This is a genomic window from Roseomonas aeriglobus (assembly GCA_016937575.1).
In the GTDB taxonomy this organism is placed as follows: Bacteria; Pseudomonadota; Alphaproteobacteria; order Sphingomonadales; family Sphingomonadaceae; genus Sphingomonas; species Sphingomonas aerigloba.
Map to the genome: position 1 here is coordinate 3,170,456 of JAFHKN010000002.1, position 22,629 is coordinate 3,193,084.

Below are 22,629 nucleotides of genomic sequence, written 5' to 3' on the forward strand. Positions count from 1 at the left end.
ACCCATTGATGTGGGAGGCGCGATCTGATTCAGGCTCCGTGAGGAGAGAGTGGATGAGCGACCTGTACTGGCTGACGGATGAGCAGATGGCGCGTCTGCAACCGTTCTTTCCCAAGAGCCATGGCAAGCCTCGGGTCGATGATCGGCGGGTGCTCAGCGGCATCATTTTCGTCAATCGCAACGGGCTACGCTGGTGTGATGCACCGAAGGACTATGGGCCGCACAAGACGCTCTACAATCGCTGGAAGCGGTGGAGCGAGAGGGGTATTTTCCTGCGAATGATGGAAGGTCTCGCGGCAGCGGAGGCCGTGCCGAAGACCGTCATGATCGACGCGACCTACCTGAAGGCACACCGCACGGCATCGAGTCTGCGGGTAAAAAAGGGGATCTCGGCCGTCTGATCGGCCGCACGAAAGGCGGCATGAACACCAAACTGCACGCCGTCAGCGATGCGGACGGGCGGCCCTTGAGCTTCTTCATGACCGCCGGGCAGGTCAGCGACTACACCGGCGCGGCAGCCTTGCTCGACGATCTGCCGAAAGCACAGTGGCTGCTTGGCGACCGTGGTTATGATGCCGATTGGTTCAGAGACGCCCTGGAAGCCAAAGGCATCCAGCCCTGCATCCCGGGCCGCAGATCGCGCAACGAGCCGGTCAGATACGACAAGCGCCGCTACCGGCGCCGCAGCCGCATCGAGATCATGTTCGGCCGTCTGAAGGATTGGCGCCGCGTCGCAACTCGCTACGACCGCTGCCCAACCGTCTTCTTCTCTGCCGTCGCCCTCGCGGCCACCGTCATCTTCTGGCTATGACCAATGAGTCCTGACCCTAGCGGGCCCGGCTCGATCCAAGCGGTACCAAACTGATTTTTGGATTAGCGCTTCTTAAATTTATCTCGAAAACTCTTTGACTGATTGAGCTGGCTTTGCTGCAGCTTCTGCTGATGGCTGTGCGCAAAGCGGTCGATTGTCCCCATCCGTCGCTGAAGCTCAAACAGCATGGGTGGGTGCGTACCTCGCTTCGTCATGATAATCTCCTTATTGATTTGCTATGCTCCAACGGTGTTCGGCGGATCATCGAGACTGGTTGCTCCACGAAGGAGATCAACCATGCCCGATACAATACAGCAGAATGAAGATGACCGGCCCGAGGCCATCCGCGACTTGAGCGATGCTATGCCGGCCGCTGTCGACGCAGCGGAGCGAAAGAAGGCTATCCGCAAGTTGCGGCTTAGGTTCGGTCAGAAAATGTTGTGAAGACTGGATAGCAAGCGCCGGTCAAATGGCGCTTGCTATCCTCCAATCCCCGCTAGCCCTCTGCTTACTGCGGTGATCCTCAACCCGGAGGATCACATGAACGACGTTTCCCGCAGCCGCTTTACCGAAGCGCAGATCATTCAGATCGACCCGGCGCAGTGCGCACCGCACCCCGCAAACCGCCGCGATCTCGTAAACGCCGCCGAACACATCGACAAGCTTAAGGCTTCCATCGTCCAATCCGGCCAGCTCGTACCGGCCACGGTTTTGGCGGTCCGTGACGAGATGTACACGGTCTTCGGTGCCTGCCGCGCCGAAGCGATCCGCCAGCTGCGCGCCGAGGGACACGACATCCACCTGTCAGTGATTACCATCGACGGCGATCTGGACCTTGGCGCGCTGATGATTGCAGCCGAACAGACGAGTACCCGCGACTGGAGCCAGTGGGAACGTGCCGAGCTGTTCGATCGTCTTGCGGCCGACATGTCCAATGGCGAGATTGCCCGCCAGCTCGACCTCGCAAAAAGCACGGTTGGTCGGACCCGTAACGTCACCGCCCTGCCCGAACCGTTCCTCCTCCTCGTTGCGAACAAGCATGAAATTGAGGCGGAATCGGCTCGCCGCTTCAACGTCGCCTGGGCGACGCCGGAGCAAAAGCTGATCCTCGCGCGCCACCTCGCCGAGTTGCTGATTGTCGGCGAGAGGATCGATGCACACGTCCTGTTCGCGAGCTGCAGCGAAGCGCTCGCCCTCGCAGTGGAAGACGCGTCAGACAACGGCGAGGTCGTCGCCAGCGACACCGCGGAAGCTGTAAACGCTTCGCTTGCGCATCTGCACTCGGTGGTCCGCGAACAGCGAGCTGAAGCCGGAGATGACGGCGATAATGCCGACGTCGTTCACGACGATTTCGACACGTCGTCGGCCGAGGATCGCAACGACGCCAATCGTGCCGCGCGGGTGGAGCGCGCACTCGAAGGAGGCGTTCGCGTCGTCGAGATCGTTCTCGAAGACGAAGATCAGGTCATCGGCGAGGCCAAGCGGACCAGGTCGGGCGCGCTCATCGTAACGGTCGATGCCGTCGATCAGTATCCGGTCGACCAGGTCGGCGCGGCAATCACCACGGCGCTGGTGCGCCTCTTCGTCAACTGACGCGCCGCCCAGGGGGTTGCGGGCGCAACCCCCTGCCGTGCCGCTGCGGCACGAAACATCCGAAACCAGAAAGAGGAAGCGGGAGGAGTGGGTTTAAGTGTGGGCCGCGCGATAACGTATTTGTGATGCTGCGTTGCCGATCTCAAATGCTTGGGGCCCACACTTTCCAGCTTCGCCAGCAACAGGAAGCTGCGACATGGCCAATACGCGCTGGTACATTCAGAACCGAAGAGCGTCATCCGCCGACATCTCCTTCGCACTGGATGAGAAGCGCGCGGAGAAGAAAAAGCGCGCCAAAGTCTTGCGCGAACAGATGCAGGCACGCCTCAAGGCCGACGCCGACCATCGCGCGCTAGGCGTCGCGATCCGGCGCGCGGTTCGCGAACAGGAACGTCAGTATCGCAAGACGGTCCGCGCAATCGTGGAACCTCGTCCGCATCGCGAAGTCACGAAGCGTGACCGCCAGTTCGAAGCGATGCTGGCGCTGACCTTCACGCGCGCATCGGTAAAGCGTGGCGACGGATTCAGCAGCTTCCACTTCAAGGTCCGTTCGCGCGGATTCGGCGAACGTCGCCAGAACCGCGCCCATTTCTTCCGCAGCGGCGAAACCGTGAGTTGCCTGCGGTACATCATTCGCGCCGACGCTCGCGAAATCTCAGGCGGCGGGATCGTCAGCAACATCAGCGACGATCCGGAAATCCTGGCAGGGTTCTTCCAGTCGCTCGAGGATTTCGAGCGCAACGATCGCGCGAACGCGATGGTCTATATGTCGGCGGTCATCAGCCTGCCACATGAACTGACGTCGGCCGAGCGAGAACAGGTGCTGCGCGAGATCTGCGCCATCCTCGGCCATCACGACCTCCCTTATGTCGGCGTGCTTCACGCGCCCGACGCACAGGGTGACCAGCGCAACTTCCACGCACACCTGCTCTTCTCGATGCGACCAGTCGAGACGCTCGGCATGAACGTGTTCGCGTTTTCGGCCGAGAAACACAGCGACCTGAACGATGACAGTTTCATCACCGAGATGCGCGGGCAGATCGCACACATCTTCAATCGGGCCATGGAGCGGGCCGGGCACGCGCGGCGCTTTACGCCCCTGAGCAACGCGCAGCGCGGGTTACCGGCTATGTCGAAGTCGGACGGCAAGTCCTCGCCGGGCAAGAAGGCCATCGAGCGCAAGGAGCGTGATCTGGCGTCGATGAAGGCCGAGCAGGGTTTCAACGACAGGGTTCAGCCCATCCTTCAAAAATTGCTTGAGCTCTCGAAGCAGGTCGCCGCCTGGCCGGTTCGCGATTTTGCGGCCGAAGCCCGTCAGCGCATCGCGCAGCACCGATCTGCTGGGAAGACGTCAGTTCGCGCGGTAGCGAGTATCGCCAAGGGTCCTCGCCCCGCCCCAAAAGGCGCCCCGTCCCGAACCGCAACGCCCGTACCCGACTATCGACACGATCCTGCACGTGTCCGCATGATCGCCGACCTGGTGAGACACCTCGATGAACAGCGTCATCTGCCCCTGATCAAGGCGTCTGCTGCCGATGGCCAGTCACGTCCCTACTACCGGCTGGAATCCGTCGATCACTACGATCGACGCGAGCCTTTGTTCGCCGCCGTCGCACCGTTCGAAGATGACGACCAGATCCAGGCGGCTTTCGACCGCTCGCGCCAAAGGTCGATCCACGCCGCAGAGGCTGAGATTACGACACTACGTCCAAAACCGTTCGATCCTGGTCGGAATCTGACCCTGAAGGATTTCGGGGCCCAGGATGAGCATCTGCAACGCGCTGTGCTCCTGATGCGCGAAGATGCCGACTTTGCCGCCATGCTCGAACGCGCGCGCAAATACTGGATCGAGCGACGTGCCCGCGAACGTCGCGACGCCGAGATGGTAGCATCTGCGGCTATCCCGAGGTCTGCGCCAGAAGGAATTGACCCGGACGACCAGGGGTTGCGCCCGCAACCCCTGCAATTGCCCGAAACCGGTCGGGGCGGCCCCGACCGCTGAACGGTACCGGCACGCGGCGCGCGCCACGATCGATGATCGAGAGAAGTTGGGATCACGCCTGCGGCTGTGCCGAAAAGGTGAAATCCCCCTGCCCTCGTCGCGTCTGCAGCCGACAGCGACCGGGCCAGCAAGAAGACCAGATTGATGAATGAGAATTACGCCCGCCGCGTATCAGAAGCCGAAGTGATCGGCGCGAGCCTAACGCTCGTGAAGCACGCCGGCTGGGCCATCCACGAGAACGCCCAGGTGTCGTTGTCGCCCGACTTCTGGAACTACCTCTATCTGCCGGTTCCTGAACTGCTCCTCGTACCCAGCATCGATGTCAGCGAAGGCGCGCGTTTTCCGGTCACCCGCGCGGTGCGCGAAGCGCGCAGCGATGCGCTCATGATCTCGATCCGCAAGGGCCGTGCAGGCGAACGCCAGACCACCGCCAATCTGGCGGTATGGTCGTCGCGCGGCGTGGTCTGGTTCGGGCCGTTCTTGCCGTGGCTCAGTGACAAGGGCGTTTTGTGGCTCGTCCCTGAAGTCAGCTCGGCCAAGCACGCGCCGTCGTTTCTGCTCGGCGCGGGTCGCCTCGAGGCGGTGGCAGTGCCTTACGCCGACAATGATGCGCGCGTCCGCGGCCTTGCCGACGCACGCGCGCTCGTCGATCAGGCGCTGGAGGGCTGAGCATGGCGAAATGGATCAGCCCCGGCGCAGCGATGGACATGGTGTTCGACAATCCTGCGCACACCAGTTCTGACAGTGACTTCGGTTTCGCCATCTTGTGGGCGACCGACGGTGCGGGCGGCAAGCACTGCGCTGCGGATCTGGCATGCGCAAAGCTCCAACCGTGCAAGCCGACAGCAGCGTCGCCGGTGCCGGTTACCGCCGGCTGGGCGACGACTGCCCATGATCACCGCGTGGTGCTCGCACGGGGCGTACCGGACATGAGCGCTCGCGACCTGGTCATGAGCTATGACGCAGCCGATGCCGGGCAGAACCTGCTCGCGGTCGTGCAGACGCTGCGCTTCAATGCCGACCTGCCGCGTCACACCATGATGCACATGGCGTACATGTACACCGCTATGTGCCTCCAGCCGAAACGCCTGAGCAGCATCATCGTCCAGCACATGCCGGGGGATGCGCGGTCGATCCGGACACCGCATCTGCATGTCCTGACCCTCTGCCGGACGCACCGCCTGTCCGGGTTCGGTGAAGTGCATGCCGTGTTCGAGGACACGCCGGCCGACATGCACCGCGCGTTCGAAGCCGACTGGCACAGATTGCGCGACGCACTCGAAAAGATCGGTGCATGACACCGAGGGGCTGGCTGGGGATCACAGCCGGCCCCGACTTCGAAAGGGTGGCGGGAATAGTTGGGTGTCCACGGGACTGGAGAGAAAACCAGGATCGGATGGACGGACCCCAGCTCGGAACTCATCCCATGACCATCTTCGCCAACGAGACTACCGAATCCGTCAACGACGCGCTGCACCGCGTGGTGCCCATGGCCGCCAGTCAGCGGCCTGGAGTGGTCGCTGCGTTCGACCGGGGGGAGGCAGTCCATCACAGCATGGTACTGGTCTCGGTCGGCGATACCTTCGTCACGGCCTCGCCCGATCTCACGCCGGTCGATCTGGCCATGATCAAGAAGTACACGGCAGGGACGAACGTCACCGGCTGGATCATCGCCGAAGTCGGACCGGACCTATCCGTGCCCATGACCTTCGGAATCGCCACACGCCGTAATCGCCGGCTCGTGCTCAACTACGGCTATGTGCTTGCGGTGCTTCCCGGGCAGGACGGCGTGTTCATGGCCAGCGACGAGCGCCTGCCCTGCTACCGCTTGGTCGGTGGAAAGCTGACCGAGGTTAAGCGCCCCAGCCTGCCTTGCCCGAACTAGGCCAGCGCAAATCACGAGTGTCGCGGTAACCTCATCCTAACAAGCGGTCGGCAAAAGAAATTCCGACAGGCGTGTCGGAATTTTCTTCGGCGGCCGCTGTATGGATTGGAAGCTGCGTGCTCGAACGCCCCAAAGCCGCTGACATCCATGTCGAGCCGCTGGCCGCAGACGAGGTCGCGGCTCTCATTCGGCATTTTGAAGCTTCCGAATGGCAGCGATTAAAGCTGGCAGCTCGCCGGATGGGTCAGCGGGCCAACATGGATCCGGAAGACCTGTTGCAAGAGGCCTGCTACCGTGTGCTGCGCGGATCGCGAAAGATCGATCGCGGTCGCGATGCCATCTGGACGATGATCGGCGCAATGAAGAGCATCGCCTCCAACGAGATCGAGAAGCGCGAAGGCGTCCTGCGGCCACTTATCGTGCCGCCGGAGTTCCTAGCGTTGTTCGCCAGCGACGATCTCGGACCTGAATCGATTACGATATCTACCGTCGACAATGGCCGATTGCTTGCACAGGTACGCGCCGCCCTTGCCGGCGACCGCGCGCTTCTGGACCTCGTGGAGGCCCTTTGCGACGGACTGATTGGTCAGCGCCTGGAACAGGCGCTCGAAATCGATCATCGCGCGCTCGCCGCGCTGCGCACGCGACTGAAGCGCCGGCTTCGCGAATTGGCCGGACAATTCCGCGCGTCGGAGGGAAATGGATACGGATAGCGGCAGCAGGTCGCGCATCCCGAACCCGGCGATACGCGCGATATTAGGCAGGCATATCGACAGCTACCGCCGACGGATCGACGATGACGGTGCAATCGACCAGCACGGAAAAGACGACTTCGGCGATGATGCGTGCATTGTGCCGCGCCAGGTCGACGCTCTTGCCCGTCGGCTAGGCGGTGGCGGCATGTTTGCTGATCGCTGCGAAGGCGAGGCCGCGCTGTTCGACCGCCGCAGGACGAAACGCCGGTGGCGCCGCGCGGCGTTGCCGTTGCCACGCCGCACCCTCGACCCCGGCGATGCCCGTACCCATGAGCGTCGAAACAATCGACGCATGAACACGTCCCGAAAGAAGCGTCCGGCGCGGTCGTTTAGGACGTCGCTGACCGGCCCCGGATGGGCGGCGATCAATGGCGCGCCTGGGCCGGGAAGCTGTAGCGCCGGCTCGTGCAGAATCGCATTCGGGATCACGCTAGCGATGTCCGAAACGCCATGCCGCGCCATCGCCACAGCCCTGGCCGGTCGCGCCGAAAGGTTTGATGCGGAAGCGCTTGCGCCATGCGCGAACTCTAGGGTTACACAGCAGGACCGCGATAGGTGGTTTCTCAAAATTAAGCGCTATCGTTAGCTGCGTCGCCGTCCTTGCTTGCGACTTCGGCGGCTCAGCGCCCCATCTCCGCCATTCTGGTTCCGCTCGATCGATCCCGAAAGTTGCCGTTCGTTCAAGCCAGTTTGTCCGGGCAAGACTGCGAGTACGCTTTCGGGTGGCGATCGCTGCCGTTCGTCCTGCGTCCGTCGCTTGAACCGGACAAGTCGGGTTGGCAGAGGACAGAGCATAGGTATGACGGCAAGGATCCGCCGTGAAGTCTGATCCACCTAACGACTACCGATCCAACTTGCGGACAAAGTCCGTGACCTTGATATCGCGCCATCGTCGTCGAACGGGTTGTTCCGGCAGTTCGGAGTAATCGTCAACGAATCCCATGCCATCAAACTACGTGAGGACCCCTGCAATTCCATGCCCGCGGACCCGACCCCGGGACGTCAGCATCGCCCGTGCCTTGAAACGTTAGAGGCTACTCATATGAGCAGGTTGGCGATCCGGTTCAGGTCCCGACGTACCGCAACCCTAACTTACCATCTGCTTGCGTCCAGCATACCAGCGCAGGCCGATCTGCTCTGTCCCAGCGTACGGCAATTTGCTGGCCCACCTCGAACGCGTGCGTGCAATGCGCGCGTGCGCCAGTGTCGCTGACGTCCAGCAGATGCGCGCGATATTCGTTGCCGTTCGAAGTGATGATCGACACCTCAAACACTTTGGTTCGGACAGCGTCGCGGCGCTCAGTGGCGGAGGTCGGCATCAGAACACCTTCAGCAAGCGGAGGTTTAGGCGGGGGTCGTGACTATCGGTCTCGTAGCGTGGGCCGGACAGCGGCACCGCGACTTCGACATTGGCATCGATCGATGAACTGACGTCGGCCCTGACACCACCGCCGCCGGACACGAGTCCGCCACCACCGAACCCCCCGGCAAGGTTCGTCACCCGCCCGCCATCAACGAAACTGTAAAGTTGCGCCTTGCGGCCCAGGCCCAGGGGGTTGCGCCAGTCGTAGCGCAGCTCGGCGAGGCCCATATAGCCCTGGTCACCAGACCGTTCGCTATAGTCGTAGCCACGCAGGAAGGCGCTGCCGCCGATGCCGATCTCCTCGGCGACGAGTAGGGGGGCGCTCGAGATCTGTGCCTGGGTGGCGAGACGCAGGCTGACCCCGCCGCCCAGCGGCCGGGTCCAGTCCGCCCAGCCGAGTAGCGTCGTGAACGTGCCGTCGGCATCATCACGCGACGCCATCAGATCCCCGGCCCGCGTGGCGCCCAGGCCGTCCAACCCGCGCGAAAGCGTGAGCGTCCCGCGAAGAACACCGCGGGCGGCCTGCATGTTACCGTTCACACTAACCCGGACCGCGACGATGCGGTCACGCCGGCGCCGCTCGCCCGCGCGGAACTGTTCGACGTCGCGCACGCTCAGGCTGCCACCAAACCATAGGCTGGCGTTGCGACGACGGTGAAGAGGGTGAAGTAGGGAAAGGGTCGCCGACACGCTGTCGCCGGCAATGTCGAACGCATCGAGATAGGCGCCCGGGCGCGTCGACGACGCAGCGACAGCAACCGCGACTTCGGTACCGTCGCGGCTGACGCGCTTGCTGTATCCGGTACGCACATATTGCAGCTCGTCGGGTTCGAACGGTGTAGTCACATACGTGACCGTGAATGCGTCGTCGGATGCGAAGACGCCGTTGATGTCGGCATCGAGACGCAGCTGTTCGGGACCGATCGGCGCCGTACTGTCGTTCTCCAGCACGGCACGGATGCGCGATTGGGTCGCGTGGGTCTTTACGACCAGCGTCCCGCGCCCGTCCTCGCGGACGAAGGCGCTGCGCAGGATGGTGACGCCGTCGATATCGCCGGCGACCAGCAGGCGACGCTCGACCTCGTTCATGCGCGCCGGTTTCCCGATCAACGGCGCGAGCGCTGCGCGGACGGCGGAGTTGTCATCGCCGTCGATGCGCACCGCCTCCAGCACGCCCGGATCATAGCGAATTTTGAGAACACCGGCGGCAAGGCGTTGTGGCACGATCGACGCGGAAGCAAAGACATAGCCGCGACCGCGCGCGCGGCTGCCGATCTCCTCTGTCAGCCGGATCAGGTCGTCGGCGCCGAGCGACCGCCCGATGTAGCGCGCGACGATGTCGGAAAAGTCGCGTTCCGTCAGGCCCTGCAAGCCATCGAACGTAATGGCGCCGACATCGATCGCGCCACTTGCCGGCACTGCCGTCGCAGGTCCGGTCGCCTCGACGACGGGTGTCGGTTCGCGAACCTTTGCGGGCTTGGGAAGATTGTCGCGCTCGATCCGCGCCGGATCGACCCGATCGATTGCTGTCTGGGCAAGCGCGGGCGGCGCCATCGCGATGGCGCAAGCACTTGTCCAGACTCTGATGTGCATCAATTTTACGGCCTGCAGTATTCACGAAGTCCAAGCAGTAGCAGCCAAAGTGTTACAAAATGCTCAAATTTACGGAATTTAACCAAGAGTCAGAAGAGCGTGGAAATCTCTGGGTCCTATTGGCCACGATGAGTCAAAAGGGGATCCATTGATGTCCACGATCTTTCGCGCCGGCGTTGCAGTGCTATGCCTGCTGTCGAGCACATCGGCGCTGGCGCAGGCGCGGGTCTGGCAGCTGAGCGAAGCGAGCGGTCGGGTAACGGTAACCGACGCTCGCGGAACGCGGCCGGCCGAGCGTGGCATGACGATCGCGCCGGGGGCCACGGTCCAGACAGCTCCCGGCAGTCGTGCGGTAATGGTGCGCGGACCCGAGTTCGTGACCGTCTCGGCTAACAGCCGCATTCGCGTGCCAGAGGCGGCACAGCAGACCGGCCTGATCCAGATCCTACAGGAGTGGGGAACGGCGCTGTTCCGAATCGACAAGCAGCCGAACCCGCATTTCGGTGTGAAGACGCCGTATCTGGCCGCAGTCGTGAAGGGCACGACTTTTTCGGTTACCGTTTCCCGCGAAGGGGCGTCGATGCAGGTCGTCGAGGGCGCGGTCGAAGTTTCGACCGACGATGGCGGCGCACGTGAACTCATCCGACCGGGTTCGCTGGCGATGGTCACGGCGGCGGATCGATACCGATTGACGGTCCAAGGGGACAACGCGCACAGCGTCGATTCCCCCGCGCGATCGGCACCGCCGGCGGCGCAGCCCGCGGTGGATACCCCGCCGACACCCACGCCGCCGTCGGATACGCCGCCGCCTGGCACCAGCAATGGATCACCCGCACCGGCACCATCGACCGACGTTCCGGCGAACGACGTCGTCTCGACCGTGATCGTCGAGAAGCCGGTGGATTTGGGCAAGGTGACCAACGGCATGATCACCGGTCCCGCTCCCGTCCAGCTTGCGTCGATCGCGGTCTCGCCGGCGACGACCACGGTTGATGTGCGTCCCTTGCCCGCCGCTGATGCCGAAGCGAGGGCGCGTGCCGAACGCGAGGCGTCGGAGGCGGCTACCCGTGACGCGCAGGCGCGTGCCGCAGAAGCGCAACGACAGGCTGACGTCGCCGCGGAAGCTGCAGCACAAGCCGCACGGGAGAAGGTCGAGGCGGAGCAGCGTGCTGCCGAAGCAGCGGACCGTGCCGCTCGCGCCGAGGCTGCGGAACAGGCACGTGTTGCAGAAGCTCGTGCGCGTGACGAAGCAAAGGCTGTAGACGATGCCCGGCAGGCCGCCGAAGCGGCACAAAGGGCCGCCGAACAAAGTGCCAGGAACGACGCCAAGACGGCCGACGACAAGGCGAAGCACGACGCAAGCGCGGCGGACGATGCAAAGAAGGCTGCCGATGACGCAGCCAAGAATGCGGCCGAGGCCGACAAGAAGGCCGCCGACGAAGCCAAGAAGGCAGCCGACGAGGCCAGAAAGGCGCAGGACGCGCTCGACAAGGCAGCGGCCGACGCTGCAAAAAAGGCCGCGGACGACGCCAAGAAAGCCGCCGATGATGCGCACAAGGCGGCCGATGACGCGGCCAAGAATGCGGCCGAGGCGGACAAGAAGGCCGCCGACGAGGCCAAGAAGGCAGCCGACGAGGCCAGAAAGGCGCAAGACGCGCTCGACAAGGCGGCGGCCGATGCTGCAAAAAAGGCTGCGGACGACGCCAAGAAAGCCGCTGATGACGCGCGCAAGGCCGCCGATGACGCGGCCAAGAATGCGGCCGAGGCGGACAAGAAGGCCGCCGACGAGGCCAAGAAGGCAGCCGACGAGGTCAGAAAGGCGCAGGACGCGCTCGACAAGGCGGCGGCCGATGCTGCAAAAAAGGCCGCGGACGACGCCAAGAAAGCCGCTGATGACGCGCGCAAGGCCGCCGATGACGCGGCCAAGAATGCGACCGAGGCCGACAAGAAGGCCGCCGACGAGGCCAAGAAGGCAGCCGACGAGGTCAGAAAGGCGCAGGACGCGCTCGACAAGGCGGCGGCCGATGCTGCAAAAAAGGCCGCGGACGACGCCAAGAAAGCCGCTGATGACGCGCGCAAGGCCGCCGATGACGCGGCCAAGAATGCGACCGAGGCCGACAAGAAGGCCGCCGACGAAGCCAAGAAGGCAGCCGACGAGGCGAGGAAGGCGCAGGATGCTGTCGACAAGGCCGCTGCCGATGCCGCGAAAAAGGCTGCCGAGGACGCGAAGAAGGCACAGGATGCGCTAGACAAGGCAGCGGCCGACGCTGCAAAAAAGGCCGCGGACGACGCCAAGAAAGCCGCCGACGAGGCGCGCAAGGCCGCTGAGGATGCGGCGAAAAAATCGGTCGAGGCTGATAAGAAGGCTGCTGACGAGGCCAAGAAGGCGGCTGAGGAAGCGAAAAAGGCGCAGGACGCGCTGGACAAGTCGGCCGCCGACGCTGCAAAAAAGGCGGCCGAGGACGCGAAAAAGGCGGCTGATGACGCAGCGAAGGACGCGGCGGACACTGCGAAGAAGGCGGCGGACGCGGAAAAGAAGGCTGCCGAAGAGGCCAAGAAGGCCGCAGACGAAACTGCCAAGCTCGACGCAAAGGCGGCGGAGGATGCGAAGAAGGCTGCCGAGGAGCAGGCCAAACTCGACGCAAAGGCCGCAGAAGACGCGAAGAAAGCTGCCGAGGACGCCAAAAAGGCTGCAGACGACGCGGCCAAGAAAGCTGCGGAGGATGCCAAAAAGGCGGCGGACGAGGCGACCAAGGCTGCCGAGGATGTCGCCAAGAAGGCTGCAGAGGATGCGAAGAAGGCCGCCGACGAGGCCAAGAAGGCGGCGGACGATGCCGCCAAGAAGGCTGCCGACGAGGCCAAAAAGGCCGTCGAGGATCTTAAGAAGGGCGTGGGCATCTAACCTCGCCCCGCAATGCGGAGGGCCCTGCAATATCGTTCAAGCCGGGTGCTATCCTTGAGAAAACATTAGTCATTCTCCGGCAGGATGCCGCGATGGACCTTCGCTTCTCTGCCGCCGGAATTCGCAATCGCCTGTCCACGCGTCATGTGATGGTCGGCATCGTATCGGTGTCTTTGGCGCTCGCCGTGCTGTGCGGGGTGACCGGTAGTGGCATCGGTATAGAGCGAATGCTCTCGGCTTGGAGCGCCGCGCTACGCAGCCATCCGGCAAGCGGCGATCTGCACATCGTCGAAGTCGATGCGGCCAGTATCGCCGCGATCGATGATTGGCCATGGTCGCACGCGGAACATGCGAAGGTCGTCGATCGGCTGCGTGCAGCGGGCGCGAGCGTGATCGCCTTCGACATCGACTTTTCCTCACGCTCCAGCCGCACGGGCGACGCCGCCCTGGCCGCGGCGATCGATCGTGCGGCCGGGCGCGTCATCCTTCCGACGTTTCGGCAGCGGTCGAACAGCCGCGACGCAGCCGAGATCGATGCGCTCCCTGCTCCGGCGTTGCGGCAGAACGCCGCCCTGGCCGCCGTCAGTGTTCTGCCCGATCGCGATGGCGCCATCCGGGAGGCGCCGATCGGAACCGTCACGGATGGAATGCCGCGGCCGTCGCTGTCGGCGATGCTGGCGGGGCGGGCCGGTGCCGCCGGGGCATCCTTTCCGATCGATTATGCCATCGATCCGACGACGATCCCCCGGCACAGCTTCATCGACATCCGCGACGGGCGGTTCGACCCTGCCGCGGTTCGGGGCCGGCAATTCCTGGTCGGCGCGACCGCGATCGAACTGGGGGATCGCTATCCTATCCCAAATTACGGCGTCGTTCCCGGCGTCATCGTGCAAGCGCTTGCCGCGGAAACGCTCGCGCGCGGCGTACCGTACCGGATCGGTTGGCCCGTCGCTGTCGTCATCGCGCTGCTGCTCTCGGTGGGGATCGTCCGGGCGCGGCGCAGTTTCGACCTTGCCGTCGTTGGCGTGGCCTGCCCCATCATTCTCTTCCTGCTGGCGGTTGGTGTGCAGGCGGCGTTTGGCGCTGTCGTAGCACTGGTCCCCGCGCTGCTGCTGCTCGGCTGTACCCTCGTCGCGACCATCGCGTCGCGCTTGATCTTTGCCTGGCACGCCCGACGCTTGCACGACCCGGTGACCGGGCTGCCCAATCGCCAGGCGCTGGCCGCGCTCCTGCGGGGCACCGCGACGGGTGGCGTCGTCGTCGCGCGCATCGCCGATTTCGAGAAGTTGGCAAGCGGCCTGTCGACCGACGCCACCGGACAGGTCATGCTTCGTCTCGCCGACCGCATCCGACTGGTCAGCCAGGACGCGCAGATCTATCGCATCAACGACCGCATGTTGGCGTGGCCGGCGACGATCGCCATCGATCAGGCCGCAGACCGTTACGCGACCCTCCGCACCCTGATGCTGTCACCGATCGAGATCGGCGGACGCCGGATCGATGTCAGCCTGTCCATCGGTATCGCCGATAGCTGCGCCAAAGATTCCGAGCAGACGATCGCCAATGCCGCTCTTGCCGCCGAGCAGGCGCATGAGGCGCAGAGCGGATGGCACCTTCATACGGACGCGGAGGGTGAGGCTGTCGACCGCGACCTCTCGCTGCTGGGGGAACTGACCGAAGCTGTCGAGCGGGGTGAACTGACGGTTCACTATCAGCCTAAGCTCGATATCGCTTCCGGCCGCATTGCCAGCGTTGAGGCGCTGGTACGCTGGGACCATCCGACGCGAGGCTTCCTGCGCCCCGACCTGTTCATCCCGCTTGCCGAGCGCAACGACCGCATCGAGGGGCTGACGCTGGCCGTGATCGAGCAGACCATTGCCGATCTGAACGGTTGGGCGGCGCATGGGAACGCGCTGACCGCCGCGGTCAACCTGTCGGCGAAGCTGCTTAGCTCCGACAGCTTCAACGCCGATCTTATCGCGCTCTTGCATCGCACCGGCGTCGCGCCCGAACGACTGATCTTCGAGGTGACCGAATCCGCCGCGATGGTGGAGCCGGAAGCCGCCCAGGCGGCGCTCACGCGTTTCCGGGAAATGGGCGTCGCGGTCTCGATGGATGACTATGGCACGGGCCAGTCAACGCTGTCATATTTGAAGCGCTTGCCGCTCACCGAAGTGAAGATCGACCGGAGCTTCGTCCAATATGCCCATCAGAATCGTGGCGATGCAATCCTGGTCCGCTCGACCGTCGACCTCGCCCACGAATTGGGGCTGAAGGTCGTCGCGGAGGGCGTTGAAGACGAAGCCTGCCTCGCTTTTCTCTCCTCTATCAACTGCGACATGGCGCAAGGATATCTCATCAGTCGTCCTGTCGATGCGAACGAGATTACCGCAATGCTATCCAGCAAGGCAGCAAAAGTCGCGTGACGATAGTCGAATCCTAGGCAGACGATATGCCCAAACGATCGATCAAAGAAATCCTGTCTATACTGCTCCTCGGCGTGCTTTATCTCACGCTAGCTGCTGCCGCGATTAAGCTGACCCGCTTCGAAGGCGGGGTTGCCTTTATCTCTGTGGCAAACGCCGCGCTCCTTGCCCGATTGCTGACGCTGCGGCCTCCGCGCTGGATGCCGCATTTGGCGAGCTGCGCACTCGCTGGGATGGTCGCAACCGCCTGGGTCGGCCTCGGGGTTGTCGCGGCCATCCCGATGGCATGCGTGAACCTTTTTGAGGTAGTAGCGGCGGCGTTAATCCTTCGGCGCGTTAGCCCGAGCCCCAGCAAGACGGGGTCTCGGGCAAGCCTCCCTTGGTTTTTGTTCGCCGCAGGCGGGGCGGCTCCTGCGCTGAGTGCGTTCGGCGGCGCAGCAGTGGCGACGGTGCTTGGCGGTGACAGCTACTGGGGCAATTGGGCGCACTGGTACGCGGGCCATGCTTTGGGTGCGGTGACCTGCACCCCGATCGCCGTTTATTTCCTGCGCGGCGATGCCAAGGCTTGGGCTATGATGGCGAAGCCGGCGGCAGTAATTGAAGCGGCTGCGTTAATTCTGCTTGTCCCCCTTACCAGTGTGTTCGTGTTTGCGCAGGACGGATTTCCGCTATTGTTCCTGCCCATGCTTCCCATAATTTTGGCTACCTTTCGACTGGGTCGATTAGGCGCGGCCGCGTCTATCGTCTTGCTAACTGTGATCAGCGGATGGCTTACAATTGCTGGGCACGGACCCCTTGGTCTGTTGACCGGGCCAGTCGGCGAGCGAGTACAATTCTTTCAATTCTACTTAGCGTGCATAGTCCTCACGATACTTCCAATCAGCGCGGAACTCGCGCGCCGTAACGCACTCTATCGACGCTTGCACGAAAGCGAGGCGCGCTATCGGCTCCTCACCGAGAATTCGACCGACATCATCGTCAATCTCGATCTGAGCGGCCGCATACGGTTCGCTTCATCATCGATCCAACAGATTAACGGGTACACACCCAAAGGCGTGATCGGCCGTCGCGCTTCGCAGATGGTCCACCGGGAAGACCTGGGCGAGGTAATTAGAGCGCATGCAAGAGCTATCTCAGACCCAAATTGCACAGTCATCGCCGAATTCCGCGCTCGGGATTCGATTGGTAAGACGCGATGGTTCGAGACCCAGACCCGTGCAGTCATCGATGAGGCGGGCAGGGTAAACGGATTGGTGAGCGCGATCCGTGACGTCGACCACCGCAAATCAGTCGAGAGACGACTTCTTGCGGCGGCGATGACCGACCAGCTAACCGGCATTGCGAATCGGGGCGCGTTTGACGCGCAGCTCAATCTCGCAATTGAGCGCGCGGGACCAGATGGCTTTGGATGTGTCGCGTTGTTTGACCTCGATCATTTTAAGGCGGTGAACGATTGCTATGGTCATGCTGCGGGCGACGCGGTTCTTCGCGTCTTCGCGGATCTTGTGCGTGATCGGATGTGCGACAGGGACTTCGTCGCGCGCTTCGGCGGCGAGGAGTTCGCGGTCATTCTACCTGGTGCGACAGCCGAACAGGCCGAGTTGATCTGCGATCGGTTGCGCGTGGCTGTTGCCTCGGCCTCGATTTCGGTCGCGGGAGTCAGCATCCATGTTACCGTCAGCGGCGGTGTGGCTCGGTATGACAGAGCCGTCACAGCCGCAGGGGTTCTGGCCGCCGCCGACCGGGCGCTTTACGAGGCCAAGAAAGCGGGTCGGGATCGCTTGAGGCTAGCTGCCTAACAGGTTCAACCTACAACGGAGGTTCGAAGAAACTCGTCCCTCTGTAAACGTTGCGGATTCGCTCGGATTTTCCTTCGGATAACTCTCACGGATAAGCCCGTCCGCTTTCTAAAGTTTCAGCCATCCGACGGCATTGCAGAAATCGCGCTCTCGCCAAGAAACGGATGAACGTAAGCGGTTGTGTAGCTTGCAATTGAATTTTGTCGTTAACCCCCCGTTTACTCCATCCTGTAATAATTCGAGCACTTAAAGGACCGGGTTTATGCCAGGATGGTTTAGCGCAAGTCGTGTCTTTCGTGATGATCATCGTGCGGCAGTGTTGCCCATGATGGCGATAGGGCTTATCCCTGTCATCATTGCTCTCGGGTCAGCAATCGACATGGGGCGGATTTACGTTGCAAAATCGGCGCTACAGGCCGGGGTTGATGCTGCGGCCTTGGCAGGCGCTCGAGCCTACAACGTATCCGGCAGTCTGCCGACATCCCGCGAAAGTCAGGTCAACGCGTATTTCTTTGGGAACTTCCCGAACGGCACGATGGGTGCTCAAAACCTATCGCTGACACCGCGGTTTGAATCTGTAGCTAATCGCAATCAAACGACGGTCAAGGCGACAATAGATTTGCCAATGACGTTCATGCGCGCGTTTGGGTTCTCGCAGCAATCGATAGAGGCGATAGCGACCGCTGAAATACAGCCGCACCCGCTTGAGGTCATGATGGTGCTTGATAACACTGGCTCGCTCAGGGCGAACCTGCCTGCCGATGCAACCGGGGTGATCAAGACGCGCATTTCGGCCCTCAAGGACGCCTCGCGCAGCTTTCTCGACATCCTTTATCAGGGCGCCGAGTCGCGCGCCGACCTGGCGCTCGGTTTCGTGATGTACGATATCACCGTCAACGTCGGAAAGTTGCTGCCGTCGGGAATGGTGAAGCAAAAGGCAGCCTACAATGATCAGTATATGAACTCGTATGGCGGCATATGGCCCACACAGCCGCTGGCTTGGAAGGGATGTGTCTTCGGCGACACGACCGTGCGCGACCTGACCTCTACTGTAAGTTATGCCGACCCCGGCGCTTGGGACATCGTCCGCACGCTACCAGGTGAGAATGGACATCCGTCTATTGAGCCATATTTTATCCCGCCGTTCTACGTTCCTCGGATTGCTGCGAGCGCCGCCGATGCGGCAGCAAAATCTAACTCGACCGGTGATTTCTACAAATACTCGTCAGTAGAGCCTGGGTTCAACCTTTATCGGCTGCATGCGAGCTACGCCGACGCTATGCTGAATATGGACCTTTCTGGTGACAACTTTGCGTCGAATCCCTATCGGCGCTGGTTTTATCAATATTACCTCGGGCTCAATAACGGTGCTACGACGGCGGCTGACGACGTAATCACGACAACGAGTGGGGCCTACTACGATCCATCCACCATGACGTGGGATTTCAAAACGAACACCGGAACGCCATTTAAAGTAAATTACGATCGCATTCCGCGTTTAAGCGCGGATTGGCGCGACCCAACTGCTTACCGCATCAATCCCGACGGTGGATCCACGGACAACTCCAGTCAGAACAAGACTGAAACACCCTCCCCCAATTGGCAGTGTCCGGAAGAGGCCGAGCCGATCACCTACGGTCGATCGAAGAACTATTGGCTGAACGTAGTAAGTCAGAAAAACGCCGCGATCTATCCCGCCAACGGCACACTGCACCACGCAGGTTTGTTGTGGGGATATCGATTGCTGGTCCGCGATGACATTTTCAAGCGGGTCAACCCTGTCAACGAACGGGCAAAACGTGCCTTAGTGTTCATGACAGATGGCGAGACGGCCCTGGGTACGACGCAGAACGGATATACCGACCGCACCTGGACTTTTTACGGAAATTATGCGGATGCGCCGATTAGCGCAAACGCTGGTAACTTAATCAGTCAGTCGGAGCGGCGCTTTGCTAAAACCTGTGCGTCGTTGCAGGCTGAGGCTAACCCGCCGAAAGTTTATATCGTCGCGCTGACCACTACGGACGCCGGCACGCTATCGATGTTCGAGAAATGCGCGCCTAGCCACGTTTATCGGACGTCCGACGCGGCAACCTTAAAAGCAGCGTTTGACGACATCGCGTCCGAGCTCGTCGACCTGCACCTGGTCAAATAATCATGGCCACACTGTCTCAGTGCGAGCGTGGCGTGACAATCGTCGAGTTCGCCTTTCTGTCACCGATAATGTTATTTTTGATCTGTGGGGCGGTAGAGATCGGCCACCAGATATTTGCACGCCAAGTGCTTGAAGGGTCTGTGATGGAGGCCGCGCGCGCGGCGACGGCAACTCTTGAATCAAGTGAGGCTGAACGCATTGCGGTAGGGTCAGGACTCATTGGTCATAGCCAGAAGATGACGGTGGCCGCGAGGGCGACGGCAGAGAAGAAGACGGTTGGGCAGCGGTCGTAGCGAGTTGCGACGCGGCGCCAATCCTTCAGACGGCCGAACATGATCTCGATGCGGCTGCGGCGCCGGTAGCGGCGCTTGTCGTATCTGACCGGCTCGTTGCGCGATCTGCGGCCCGGGATGCAGGGCTGGATGCCTTTGGCTTCCAGGGCGTCTCTGAACCAATCGGCATCATAACCACGGTCGCCAAGCAGCCACTGTGCTTTCGGCAGATCGTCGAGCAAGGCTGCCGCGCCGGTGTAGTCGCTGACCTGCCCGGCGGTCATGAAGAAGCTCAAGGGCCGCCCGTCCGCATCGCTGACGGCGTGCAGTTTGGTGTTCATGCCGCCTTTCGTGCGGCCGATCAGACGGCCGAGATCCCCTTTTTTACCCGCAGACTCGATGCCGTGCGGTGTGCCTTCAGGTAGGTCGCGTCGATCATGACGGTCTTCGGCACGGCCTCCGCTGCCGCGAGACCTTCCATCATTCGCAGGAAAATACCCCTCTCGCTCCACCGCTTCCAGCGATTGTAGAGCGTCTTGTGCGGCCCATAGTCCTTCGGTGCATCACACCAGCGTAGCCCGTTGCGATTGACGAAAATGATGCCGCTGAGCACCCGCCGATCATCGACCCGAGGCTTGCCATGGCTCTTGGGAAAGAACGGTTGCAGACGCGCCATCTGCTCATCCGTCAGCCAGTACAGGTCGCTCATCCACTCTCTCCTCACGGAGCCTGAATCAGATCGCGCCTCCCACATCAATGGGTCCTGACCCTAATGAACGCACGGATCAAGCTCGACATGAAGCAGTTTCCCGCGCCGGCTGGGCGCGAGATTTCCATAGTGACGAAGGTCTATGCCGATTTTGCTTCAGTGACGCCGGAACTGTACACCGATAGCAACAAGAATGGCACATATGACTTGGGGGAGCCCTATGTTGACCGTAATAAGAACGGGCGCTGGGACGCCAGCGTGCCAAAGTCAGGAACGCTAGGCGGGCCGGGAGACGTTGTTAGCTACACTGTCACTTATCCCAAGCGTGTATTATTCGGTTTCGTCGGGGTGGTCACCGGCATGACAGACGGCGTCGTCCCACTGTCAGCGACTACTGTCGTGCGTAACGAGACGCTGAGGCGTAACTCATGATTATGAAACGACTACGCGACGACCGCCGTGGCGTCTCGTTCCTGGAATTTGGGCTTATCCTGCCGATCTTTTTAGGCTTCACGCTGACCGCGATCGAATTTGGAAACTTCGTCATGGCTACCAACCGGGTTCAACGCTTGGCCGCAATGTCGAGTGACCTGGTGGCGCAAAGCGGCAGTGGCGAGATCGGGGTCACCGAGGCGCAAATCTATGATTTGTTCAACGCGTTCGATCTTAGTGCAAAGCCCTATGATCTACGCAATTTCGGGCGCATCGTAATTACAGGGGTACAGGGAACTGATAACGACAACAACTCAATAGTCGAGAATCGGATTCTATGGCAGCGCTTCGACGGCGGCTATGCGACGATTGCGCCCCTTGTTGGCTGCAATCAGGCAAATGCACTTGCAACCTTGCCGAATGGGCGGACACTCAACCTAGACGAGGTAATGTTCCATGTCCAAATAAGCTACGAATACCAACCACTGTTTTCGATGCTACCATTTCGCATGGCGAGTCTTGACCCGGCAATCACTCGGGTTTCTATGTTCCGCGCGAGGTCTAAGGACTTCACGTCTCCGGTTCCCGACAACCGTTTCCCACCAAAGAAAAATTGCAGCAGCCCAACGGGGCTTTAGTAACCCGTTTATTGGCCTCTGCTGATGCCAGCAGTCTGTTCACGGGGTTGTTATCAACTTTCAAGCAGAGTGAGTGGCATTGCCCTTTGGAAGTTCCCTTTTTGGCGTCATGGGCTGAGGGCGAATTGGACAGCCCTTCGCATCCTTCCCGCGTATGCACCGCCAGAACAGGTAGCGCGAGCGCGACAACCTTCGCGCGGCCGACGCCAAACGATGGTCCCGTGCGTCGGCGCGATCTGGCGTACCGGCAAGTACCCCGCCGGTTGCGATAAAAAGCCTTAGGACTTCGCCGGAATAGCGTGTGCGGACATTTTAAGGCTGAGGCGGCTTTGCCGTTCGTGCCAACGCGGAGGCGATTTCGATCGGCACAACAAATTGTAGCCCGATCAGACCGTCCTTTGCCCAGCGGACTTGCGCACCCACTTCCGAGAGCGTGCCAATCCCGATAACGAGCGTCTCACCGACGCGGAACGTATCGCAGGCGTCGATGCATGCGCCCGCCGTGGAAAGATTGCGGACCCTGTGCATCGTCGTCGCGGCCCGCCCAAAGCGTTCCGCCGTGGCAGATAGGAACACGCTTTGACGGGGCATTCTAACTTGATGCACAGCTGTCGACATGCTGACCGTTTTTGCACGGAAAGGGTAAAGAAGCGGTGATAGCGGCGGACAGCGCTGCTGCGCGCCCGCACGACATCGCTCGACACGCAAGTTTCAAAGGTAGGCTAGCGCGTCGATGCGATCTGGCGGACGGTAAGGGTGCCGACCGAAGGGTCAAGCAAGAGAGATTTTTCTATTGCCTATTAAGGGCAGAACGATAGATTTAAATAACGCGATCGCTGATCGTTTCGGCTAACAACCCTTCCCGCTCCTTGCCCAAGCTGGGGTCAGGGGCCCGTTGTCTCGCCTGCGGATCGCAGTTCCGCATACTTTCGTGTGATCGTCGGGATGCTGTCGAGAACGAGCTGTGCCTTCCGTTGCTCTTCGTTGAGCGACTGTTGGAGGGCGCTCTGCCGCCGGCCAAAGTCACCAACTCAACGATCGCTAGCAGCGAAGTGTATACGGCGATCTCAGAATTCTCGAATGCGTAATTGGCAAGCGAGTTCTTGATGATCTCGTCAGGGGCAGGGATTTGGGCGAGAGCGGCGACGTTGCCTGTGAAACTCAAAACGGCGCCCTTCACCGTCGAAGGCGAGGTTTCGAAGTCGGCAATGTCAGCTTTTGAACACGTGCCGATTGGAAGCCGCTATTCCGGATACGGCCCATTTTCAGCCGTAGCCGCTTTACTATCCTCCAA

At 61.7% G+C, this 22,629-nt stretch carries 20 protein-coding genes; 15 read left to right on the forward strand and 5 right to left on the reverse strand.

Annotated features, from left to right (window positions below; all coding sequences use genetic code 11):
* Positions 1-53: 53 nt before the first annotated feature.
* From JW805_15480 to JW805_15515, 8 genes are all read left to right on the forward strand, one after another.
* A protein-coding gene (locus JW805_15480) for an IS5 family transposase (protein MBN2973410.1) occupies positions 54-811 on the forward strand; the annotation gives its coding sequence in 2 pieces (ribosomal slippage) (positions 54-375 and positions 375-811; 759 coding nt in all).
* Between the two features lie 540 nt (positions 812-1,351).
* Entirely contained in the window at positions 1,352-2,404 is a 1,053-nt protein-coding gene (locus tag JW805_15485) for a ParB N-terminal domain-containing protein (GenBank protein MBN2973411.1), read from the forward strand.
* A 196-nt stretch (positions 2,405-2,600) separates the two neighbouring features.
* Positions 2,601-4,406 (forward strand): MobA/MobL family protein, encoded by a 1,806-nt coding sequence (locus tag JW805_15490; GenBank protein MBN2973412.1) that lies wholly within the window; start codon positions 2,601-2,603, stop codon positions 4,404-4,406.
* A gap of 183 nt (positions 4,407-4,589) precedes the next feature.
* Positions 4,590-5,075 carry a hypothetical protein gene (locus tag JW805_15495; protein ID MBN2973413.1) on the forward strand — a complete coding sequence of 162 codons (486 nt, stop codon included), beginning with the start codon at positions 4,590-4,592 and terminating at the stop codon, positions 5,073-5,075.
* A 2-nt stretch (positions 5,076-5,077) separates the two neighbouring features.
* Positions 5,078-5,704, forward strand: a complete 627-nt coding sequence (locus JW805_15500) for a hypothetical protein (protein MBN2973414.1) — start codon at positions 5,078-5,080, stop codon at positions 5,702-5,704.
* 128 nt (positions 5,705-5,832) lie between these two features.
* A complete protein-coding gene (locus tag JW805_15505; protein ID MBN2973415.1) occupies positions 5,833-6,291 on the forward strand; it encodes a hypothetical protein in 459 nt (152 codons plus the stop codon).
* 116 nt (positions 6,292-6,407) lie between these two features.
* Complete coding sequence (locus JW805_15510; protein ID MBN2973416.1) at positions 6,408-7,004, forward strand: hypothetical protein; 597 nt, start codon at positions 6,408-6,410, stop codon at positions 7,002-7,004.
* Positions 6,991-7,632: a hypothetical protein gene (locus tag JW805_15515; GenBank protein ID MBN2973417.1), complete on the forward strand. Its 642-nt coding sequence runs from the start codon at positions 6,991-6,993 to the stop codon at positions 7,630-7,632. Before JW805_15510 ends, JW805_15515 begins: the two co-directional genes overlap by 14 nt.
* Before the next feature lie 478 nt (positions 7,633-8,110).
* On the opposite strand, the gene JW805_15520 is transcribed toward JW805_15515, so the two are convergent.
* Together JW805_15520 and JW805_15525 are read right to left on the reverse strand one after the other, a co-directional pair.
* Positions 8,111-8,365: a PilZ domain-containing protein gene (locus JW805_15520; GenBank protein ID MBN2973418.1), complete on the reverse strand. Its 255-nt coding sequence runs from the start codon at positions 8,363-8,365 to the stop codon at positions 8,111-8,113.
* Positions 8,365-9,963, reverse strand: coding sequence for a ShlB/FhaC/HecB family hemolysin secretion/activation protein (locus JW805_15525; GenBank protein MBN2973419.1), 1,599 nt, complete (start codon positions 9,961-9,963; stop codon positions 8,365-8,367). Before JW805_15525 ends, JW805_15520 begins: the two co-directional genes overlap by 1 nt.
* Positions 9,964-10,153: 190 nt before the next feature.
* Here JW805_15525 and JW805_15530 point away from each other — a divergent pair, with 190 nt between their 5' ends.
* The 5 genes from JW805_15530 to JW805_15550 all read left to right on the forward strand — a co-directional run bounded on the left by JW805_15530 (position 10,154) and on the right by JW805_15550 (position 19,577).
* The gene (locus JW805_15530; protein ID MBN2973420.1) at positions 10,154-12,904 is read left to right on the forward strand and encodes a FecR domain-containing protein; all 2,751 of its coding nucleotides are present in this window, start codon (positions 10,154-10,156) and stop codon (positions 12,902-12,904) included.
* 92 nt (positions 12,905-12,996) lie between these two features.
* Entirely contained in the window at positions 12,997-15,330 is a 2,334-nt protein-coding gene (locus JW805_15535) for an EAL domain-containing protein (GenBank protein MBN2973421.1), read from the forward strand.
* Between the two features lie 26 nt (positions 15,331-15,356).
* Positions 15,357-17,129 (forward strand): diguanylate cyclase, encoded by a 1,773-nt coding sequence (locus tag JW805_15540; protein ID MBN2973422.1) that lies wholly within the window; start codon positions 15,357-15,359, stop codon positions 17,127-17,129.
* 262 nt (positions 17,130-17,391) lie between these two features.
* Positions 17,392-19,284: a Tad domain-containing protein gene (locus JW805_15545; protein ID MBN2973423.1), complete on the forward strand. Its 1,893-nt coding sequence runs from the start codon at positions 17,392-17,394 to the stop codon at positions 19,282-19,284.
* Positions 19,285-19,316: 32 nt separating this feature from the next.
* Positions 19,317-19,577 carry a pilus assembly protein gene (locus JW805_15550; GenBank protein ID MBN2973424.1) on the forward strand — a complete coding sequence of 87 codons (261 nt, stop codon included), beginning with the start codon at positions 19,317-19,319 and terminating at the stop codon, positions 19,575-19,577.
* Here JW805_15550 and JW805_15555 read toward each other — a convergent pair.
* Positions 19,508-20,265 (reverse strand): IS5 family transposase gene (locus JW805_15555; protein MBN2973425.1). Its coding sequence is split into 2 segments (ribosomal slippage): positions 19,508-19,944 and positions 19,944-20,265, totalling 759 coding nucleotides; the frame shifts between segments, so codons are not numbered across the junction. The two genes, JW805_15550 and JW805_15555, sit on opposite strands and share 70 nt — an antisense overlap.
* A gap of 63 nt (positions 20,266-20,328) precedes the next feature.
* Between JW805_15555 and JW805_15560 the strand changes: the two genes are divergently transcribed.
* Positions 20,329-20,697 carry a hypothetical protein gene (locus JW805_15560; protein MBN2973426.1) on the forward strand — a complete coding sequence of 123 codons (369 nt, stop codon included), beginning with the start codon at positions 20,329-20,331 and terminating at the stop codon, positions 20,695-20,697.
* Positions 20,694-21,335, forward strand: coding sequence for a pilus assembly protein (locus JW805_15565; protein ID MBN2973427.1), 642 nt, complete (start codon positions 20,694-20,696; stop codon positions 21,333-21,335). The genes JW805_15560 and JW805_15565 overlap by 4 nt, the downstream gene beginning before the upstream one ends.
* A gap of 312 nt (positions 21,336-21,647) precedes the next feature.
* Here JW805_15565 and JW805_15570 read toward each other — a convergent pair whose 3' ends face one another.
* Together JW805_15570 and JW805_15575 are read right to left on the reverse strand one after the other, a co-directional pair.
* A complete protein-coding gene (locus tag JW805_15570; protein MBN2973428.1) occupies positions 21,648-21,911 on the reverse strand; it encodes a PilZ domain-containing protein in 264 nt (87 codons plus the stop codon).
* A gap of 244 nt (positions 21,912-22,155) precedes the next feature.
* Positions 22,156-22,500 carry a hypothetical protein gene (locus JW805_15575; GenBank protein ID MBN2973429.1) on the reverse strand — a complete coding sequence of 115 codons (345 nt, stop codon included), beginning with the start codon at positions 22,498-22,500 and terminating at the stop codon, positions 22,156-22,158.
* Positions 22,501-22,629: the final 129 nt, after the last annotated feature.